Source organism: Flavobacterium sp. UBA6195 (assembly GCF_002422095.1).
Taxonomy (GTDB): domain Bacteria; phylum Bacteroidota; class Bacteroidia; order Flavobacteriales; family Flavobacteriaceae; genus Flavobacterium.
Genome location: NZ_DITB01000020.1, coordinates 1 through 8,124 on the forward strand (window position 1 = coordinate 1; position 8,124 = coordinate 8,124).

The window sequence follows — 8,124 nt, forward strand, 5'->3', positions numbered from 1 at the left end:
GAAATCCTGCTTATGAAGACGGAGCTGTGGTTTGTAGAGTGGCACCTTCGTTTATTCGTTTTGGAAATTTCGAATTATTAGCGGCTCGAAAAGATTTGCCAAATTTAAAAGCTTTAGCAGATTATACGATTAACTATTTTTATCCTGAAATTACCTCAACTGGAAAAGAAAAATATCTGGCTTTTTATCAAGAAGTGGTGAACCGAACGGTTAATATGATTGTGGAATGGCAACGTGTAGGTTTTGTTCACGGCGTTATGAATACGGATAATATGTCGATTTTAGGATTAACGATTGATTATGGTCCGTATGGATGGTTGGAAGATTACAATCTTGATTGGACACCGAATACCACCGATGCTGAAGGTAAACGTTACCGATTTAGAAACCAACCCGATATTGCACTTTGGAATTTGATTCAATTAGGGAATGCTTTGTATCCTTTAATTGAAAATATTACAGCAATGGAAGCTATTTTAAACAGTTACAGTCATCGTTTTGATGCGAAGTTTCCAGTGATGATGCAAGATAAATTAGGGTTGACTTCGGAATACAATACGGAATTTTATGATGAATTAGGAACGCTGTTATCGGTTTCAGAAACGGATATGACGATTTTCTATCGCAGCTTAGCGAATGTATTAAAATCAGATACTCCTGAAATTGCGTTATCGAAAATTGAATATGCTTTTTATCAACCTGATGCCATAGTTGCGACATTAAAGACGACTTGGTTGAATTGGATGGAACTTTATTTACAAAAACTAAACGAGGAGCCTATTTCTGATGCCGATAGAAAAGCGAAGATGAATAAGGTGAATCCGAAATATGTATTACGTAATTACATGGCACAATTAGCTATCGATGCAGCAGAGAAGGAAGATTACACTTTAATTGATGAACTTTACGAGTTACTAAAACATCCTTATGATGAACAACCGCGGAATGAGAAGTGGTTTGTTAAACGTCCTGATTGGGCAAAAAACAAAGTTGGTTGCTCTGTTTTATCATGTAGTTCATAATTTTTTTTATTAAAAATTATCAATAATTTAAAAAAAAATTGTTTTATTTAAAAAAAAGTTGTTTTTTTGTTGCCCCTTGTCTCCCTGCTTATTGAAATAAATGTAACATAGTTTACTTTATGGATAATTTTTTACCCCCTTTGCAGAAAAATTTCAATGAAATAAGGGATTTTATAACAGATAGTACTTTAAATAATCAGTTAGATGAAACAATAAGTTTTCTAATTGAGTGTTTGAATATTAACAACGGATACATATTTCTTGTTCTTGATGATCAGAAGGTTGTAGTTTCGCCTTCATCTAGTCCAAAATACCTACTTCCATTAGTCTTTTCAGAATTTGATTTAGCGATTATTTCTAAAAAAGAAATTTGCAGTTACTCCAATTTGCAAGTTGAAATTAGTACAGAAAAATCTACTAAGTTAATTTCCTACTTTATAGGTTTTCCTATCAATATTTCCAATAATAATGTTTCTGGTGCAATTTGTTTTTATGATTTTTCAGATAAAGAATTAACTCAAAAAGAAATAAAAACAATAGAGTTTGTAATCAAACAGCTTCAAATATTTTTAGATCATTATTTTGAAAAAAATAGCTTAAAAAAATTAATTAAATCAAGTCTAGATCGATTTGATTTGTTTATCGAAAATTCAAAAGAAATATTTTATGAACTTAAAACAGATGGGACTATATTATTTGTTTCAGAGAGTTGGACAAATAATGTTGGCCATGAAGTTAATGAAATTGTAGGTAAAAATACAGCAAGTTTAATTCATCCAGATGATGTTTTACATGTAAGTGATTTTTTGAGTAAATTAATTGTAAATCAAAAAAGTACACAAGAAGTTGTTTATAGATTGCTACACAAAGATGGATATTATGTTTGGCATTCTTCAGATGTTAAATTAATTGAGCGCGAGGGAGAATATTTTTACATTGGAAACTGTAGGGATATAACCGAGTTTATTAAAGTTCAAAATGAAATTTCTTATCAAAAGGAATTTTATGAAAAAATTTTAGATCGATTGCCAATAGACCTAGGTGTTTGGGATATAAACCATAAATATTTATACTTAAATCGCGAAGCTATAAAGAATGATGAACTTCGAAAATATATTATTGGAAAAGATGATTTTGAGTATGCAGTTCATACAGGACGTGATGATTCCTTTGCAAAGAAGAGAAGAGAGTTATTCAATAAAGCACTTACCAGTAAACAAATTATTGAGTGGGAAGATGTCTTTTTAAGTCTATCTGGCGAGCAATTTTACCACACAAGAAAGTTTATTCCCATTTTTGATGAAGGGGGTAATTTTGAGATGATGACAGGATATGGTATTGACATTACAGAAAGTAAAAGAATTCATGAAGAAATATTAAAAAGTCGCCAATTAATTAATAGTGTTATTCAAAATGCTGCTGTGGGTATATTAGTTCAAGGACCACAATCTGAGTTTTTAGAATATAACAAAGCTGCATGTGAAATGCTTGGATTAACAGAAGAACAAATGTTAGGAAAATCTTCTTTTGATCCACATTGGAAAGTTATTCACCTTGATGGAGCAGAATTTAAACCACATGAACATCCGGTTCCTCAAGCTATAAAAAAATTAGTACCCATCAATAATATAATAATGGGAGTTCATAGGCCAATAAAGGGTGATTTAGTTTGGCTATTGGTTGATGCAATTCCTGTTTTAGGGGAGTCAAATGAATTGTTATATGTAATTTGTACCTTTAATGATATTTCGGCTCGAAAAAATGCTGAAGATGCTCTTAAAATAAGTAATGAAAGATTTACTTATGCAAGTGAAGCAACATCTGATGCTTTGTGGGATTGGGATATGATAACAAATAAAATTTTTGTTGGTGAAAGTTATTCCATACTTTTTGGACATTATTTTAAAGATAATATAATTCCAGGTGAAGTTTGTGAAAGTTTTGTTCATCCTTCGGATAAGAATTCTTATGAAGAATCAATTGAAATCGCTATTGCTGGAGGAGAGAAAAGATGGTCACACGAGTATCAATATTTAAAATCTGACGGTACTTATGCTTATGTGAGTGATAAAGCAATAATAATAAGGGATAAAGACGATAGACCAATTCGAATGATTGGTGCTATGCAGAATATTACAGAACAGAAAATTTTAAATGATAAACTACAACAAAGTGAAGAACGTTTTAAAGGAGCGTTTTATTATTCTTCTCTTGGAATGGCAATTGTAGATATAGATGGGTATTGGATTGAGGTTAATGATAGATTGTGCCAAATTTTAGGATATACAAAAGAAGAGTTCAAAAATTTAACTTTTTATGGAATTACTTATGAAGAGGATTTAGAAGAAGATTTAAAAAACAAGCAAAAGATAGTTAATGGGGAACAACCTGGATTTAGTATGGAGAAACGATATGTCCATTAAAATAAGTCTTTAATATGGGTGCTATTAACGGTTTCATTAGTTAGAAATTCTCTAGGAGAGATTCAACATTTTGTAGCGCAAATAATCGACATTTCTGAAAGAAAGAAAATGGAAGAAGAAAATCGATTACTAATTGAAGAAAATAATAGAAACAAAGCAATAGAACTCAATGAAGTTAAAAATACATATCGCTTATTAGCTGATAATATTATTGATATCGTTTGTTTGCATAATCTTTATACTAAATTTCAATATGTCTCGCCTTCTGTTAAAAATTTATTAGGATATACACCAGAAGACTTAATAGGGACATTACCAGAAAAAATTGTACATCCAGATGACTTAGAAAAATTAAAAAATAAATTTATTTCAATTATATCAAGTAAAGGTAGCTTTTCCGAACAATTACGATTACGTCATGTGGATGGAGAATATTTTTGGTTTGAAACAAATGCAACTTTAGTGTATGAAAATGGAAAACCTGTCAGTTTTCAGTCAAGTACACGTGATATAACACAAAGAAAAAAAGCTGAACAAATTATTGAAGATACATTAATTCAAGAACGACAATTAAATGAATTAAGAACCAATTTGGTTTCTACAATATCTCATGAATTTAGAACCCCTATGACAACTATCAGAACAAGTGCAGAGTTAATTACAATGTATTTGGAAGGAAGTGGCTATAATTTTAATTCTCAAATAGAAAAAAGAGTTCAAACTATAACAAAGGAAATAGATAGAATTGTAGAACTAATGGATGCAGTATTAACTATTTCAAAAGATGATGCAGGTAAGACTAGTTTTAATCCAGTTTATTGCAATTTAAAAGAAATATGTATTGATGTTATAGAAACCAGTTATACTCATTTAAAAGATAATAGAACAGTAGAAGCTGTATATGATGTTGATGATGCAGTAATTTTTGCTGATATTAATTTAATAAAATATTCATTGTTTAATGTTTTAAATAATGCTTTTAAATATTCTCAAGGCTCAAATAAAAATGTGAGGTTGCATCTTTATAATATTGATAACAAAGTTGTAGTTGAAGTAATTGATTTTGGTATTGGAATACCAGAAGAAGATCAATCAAAACTTTTTAATACTTTTTACAGAGCAAGTAATTCCAATGGTATTCAAGGTACTGGTTTAGGTTTATACATTATAAAAATGTTTACTAAGAAAAATTCAGGAAAGGTTAAACTTGAGAGTAAATTAGGAGTAGGTACAAAAGTAACATTAAAATTTCCTTTAATAATCCCATAAAAATAAAATAATGCCAAGAATTTTAATTATCGATGATGAAATAAATCTAAGAGAAACTATTGCCGAGATGCTAACATATCTAGGGTATGACATATTTCTATCAACAGATGGAAAAGATGGATTGGAAAAAGTAAAAGAAATTCAACCTGACTTAATCATTTGTGATATTATGATGCCTATATTAGATGGTTACGGTTTTATGGAATTACATAGAACTTCAAATTACAGTGATATTCCTGTTTTATTTCTATCCGCTAAAGTGGAACAAAAAGATAAAGAAATAGAGATTTCTCTAGGAGTCAAAGATTATATCACAAAACCCTTCGCTTTCAAGGATTTAAAAACAATTATAGATTTACATTTAAAATAAAAAAATAACATTAATTTTACCCCTACAAATTATTATTAATTATGAAACAATTAAAATAGACAATTAAATGATTTACTTACTCCCCTCATTACTTTATAAAAAGTACTTAAAAGTATTTTTTATAACATTCTTTTTTCTACAATTCTATCAACTACATTCGCAAGAATTAAATTCAAACTCTGATTTTTTTAAAACAGTTTCTTACGGAAACAAAGTTTATTTTGGAGAAATTGAAAGCGCTGCAAATTGGACGGTTATTTCACCCAACAATAAAACTACAACCATTTTGTATGGTAACGAAATTAATAATTTTAATTTTAAAGAACCAGGTGTATATACCTTATTTTTTTCTGATGTAAAAAAATTTGGGCCTAATGAATGTGTACATCCAAAATTTAAAGACAAAATGTTAATTAATGTAACTACAACTGAAATGGTATTTCAATTTTCAAAAATTAAGTTTTCAGATAAAATCAGGGTTGGGAAAATTGTGATGACATTTTAATGACATTACCGGTTACTATAAATTCGCTTTCAGAAGGTGGTAAAGTTAAATTATCAAAAGTTAATGTTACTGGTAATGATGTTAATTTAATTGCAATGCCTTTGCAAGAAGAAATTATTGTTAAAAATGGAACTTATAATTTGAGTTATAAATTATCAGGTACAGTTAATAAGGAAACATATTTGATGTTTGATTTTGTTGATAATAACAATGAAACCCAAACGTATTATCAATTAGAAATTGTAAACTAGAAAGATTATGACTTTAAATTTTATAAAATCATTTTGTAATTTTAGAAATTACATTTTGATATTCGTTCTATTTGCTTCCATCAATAGCATTTACTCACAATGTGCTGTACCTACGGTGGGATGTCCAAATACAAATTTAGCTAATTATGGTGCTAATTCAAATACTGATGCAACCACTTTAGAATATGATAACTTTGTTTCTTCATTTCACAGTACAGTTGCTAGAACTGGCGATGGAACTTTTCAATTATGGGGAGAGAAAATGGCCAATAATGGTTCTACTCATCTTTATTCTCCCGTTGTTTTTAATGCTACAAATTATCCTGCTTTAGGGGCAGCAAATCCTCTAAAAATTGCTGTGGCAAGTGATTTTGTTTCAACTGTTCAAGGGATTTTATTAGCAACAGATGGTTTGTATGCTTGGGCAACTGAAGGAACAATTTTAGATGCTAGCCTTACGAGTAGCTCAACTTTTCAAAAGTTAACTATCAATGGTAATTCAAATGGATTACCTACTGGTGTAGCTCCATCAGATGTTAAAATGATGTTTGTAACTAATCAAACAATTGCTCTTACTACATGTAGTGGTAATGTTTGGGTTCTATCTCAAGATCCCAATATGAGAGGTAACGGAGCTACGGGTTCAAATACAGTTTGGAGTAGAGTTACAACTACGGCTACTGGAAATCCATTTTTAACTAACGTGGTTGCAACCAGAGGAAGTGCAGGCGCACTAATGGCTTTGTGTTCAGATGGTACTGTTTACACATGGGGTAGTAATGTTTATTTAGGAAATAATACAGCAATTATTGCTACTCAAAATAGAGCAAGACAAATGACTTTACCAGCTGGTATTACTCCAAAAATGATTGGTTCTGGTACCAATAGCTCTAATCAAAGATCTTATTATGTATTGGCAACAGACGGAAATCTGTATGCAATGGGAAATAATGCTGTAAGACAACTAGGGGATTTTACAACTTCCGAAAGAAGAAGTTGGGTACAACCAAGATATGCTTCAGGTGGAGCAGTAATGAATAATATTATTTGGATGAGTCCTCAAGAGCATGATACTCAATACAATGGAATAAATGTTATTAATAGTACTAAAAACATTTATGCTTTTGGTGAAAATAATAATACTATGTTGGGGGCAACAAATGATCCAACAAATCCTGTAATTCCCGGTGGATTGACAGGTTCTGATATAATGTTAGCAGTTGAAACGGGTGGTCATACTTCTATGACTATAAAGCAGTGTGAATCAAATTATGGATATGTTGGTCACAGAATTAATGGTAGCATTGGAAATGGAGTTACTACTTCGGGTACTGAATCTGTTTTACATTTTCTACTTCACCAATTGTTCTATGTGGTGCATCTACTCCTGAAATTGCTTTGTCTGTTCTTCCAACAGGTCCAACGTCAAAGTATTGTATTGGTTCCAATGTGGATTTAATACCATCTCCTTCAGGAGGTACACTTTCTGTTTTAAGTGGACCTGGAGTATTGGTGGGTAATAATATAACGTTTACAGGTGTTGGAACAGTTGTCGTTCAATACGTACTACCAAACCCTTGTGGAGGACCTAATCTTAGTACTTCTATTAATTTAATAACTGAATATTGTGACACTGATGTAAGTGTTACTAAAACGGTAAATAATAGTGCTCCAATAATTGGTAGTAATGTAACTTTTACAATTACAGCTACAAATAATAGTTCATTATATAACGCTTATAATGTTGTTGTGAATGATCCATTACCTTCTGGATATACGTTAGTTGGGTCTCCAACTTTGTCTGTGGGTACTTTTTCTTCATCTAATTGGAATATAGGGGTTTTAGCACCTAGTGCAACAGCCACAATGACAATAACTGCTACCGTTTTAAATACAGGTAGTTATGCCAATACAGCATCTATTTCAAGCAATGCTCCTGATCCAACTACATCTAATAATTCCGCGACTAGTACTCCGGTTCCAGTTTCTCCTCCATGTGTTTTAACTACACCAGCAGGAAGTGTAACCGTACAACCAACATGTGCTGTAACAACAGGAACGATTGTATTCACTACGCAATCAGGAGTTGAGTATAGCATTGATGGTACGACTTATCAATCAAGTGCTACCTTTACAGGTGTAGCTCCAGGAACTTATACTTTACGTGTTCGTTCAACAACAGATAATACTTGTACAGCAACAGGTTCTAGTGTCACTGTAAATGCAGTTCCATCAGTACCAAGTACACCAGCAGGAAGTGTAACCGTACAACCAACATGTGCTG

The 8,124-nt window shown here is 31.2% G+C and carries 6 protein-coding genes and 2 pseudogenes; all 8 read left to right on the forward strand.

From position 1 onward, the window contains the following. Positions 1-1,022 (forward strand): protein adenylyltransferase SelO family protein (locus B4I81_RS01495; RefSeq protein WP_291106667.1); only part of this gene is annotated, 1,022 nt, incomplete at its 5' end. Positions 1,023-1,141: 119 nt separating this feature from the next. After that, positions 1,142-3,553: pseudogene (locus B4I81_RS01500) on the forward strand (PAS domain S-box protein); the annotation flags it as partial. Then, complete coding sequence (locus tag B4I81_RS01505; protein ID WP_291106676.1) at positions 3,554-4,714, forward strand: PAS domain-containing sensor histidine kinase; 1,161 nt, start codon at positions 3,554-3,556, stop codon at positions 4,712-4,714. It begins immediately after the preceding pseudogene. Positions 4,715-4,724: 10 nt separating this feature from the next. Further along, positions 4,725-5,084: a response regulator transcription factor gene (locus tag B4I81_RS01510; RefSeq protein ID WP_291106669.1), complete on the forward strand. Its 360-nt coding sequence runs from the start codon at positions 4,725-4,727 to the stop codon at positions 5,082-5,084. A gap of 67 nt (positions 5,085-5,151) precedes the next feature. Further along, complete coding sequence (locus B4I81_RS01515; RefSeq protein WP_291106671.1) at positions 5,152-5,589, forward strand: hypothetical protein; 438 nt, start codon at positions 5,152-5,154, stop codon at positions 5,587-5,589. After that, a complete protein-coding gene (locus B4I81_RS01520) occupies positions 5,589-5,840 on the forward strand; it encodes a hypothetical protein (RefSeq protein WP_291106673.1) in 252 nt (83 codons plus the stop codon). The genes B4I81_RS01515 and B4I81_RS01520 overlap by 1 nt, the downstream gene beginning before the upstream one ends. Before the next feature lie 7 nt (positions 5,841-5,847). Further along, on the forward strand, positions 5,848-7,299 hold the full coding sequence (locus tag B4I81_RS01525) for a hypothetical protein (RefSeq protein ID WP_291106675.1): 1,452 nt from the start codon (positions 5,848-5,850) through the stop codon (positions 7,297-7,299). Next, positions 7,290-8,124 (forward strand): annotated as a pseudogene (locus B4I81_RS01530) (hypothetical protein); the annotation flags it as partial. The gene B4I81_RS01525 and the pseudogene B4I81_RS01530, both read left to right, overlap by 10 nt.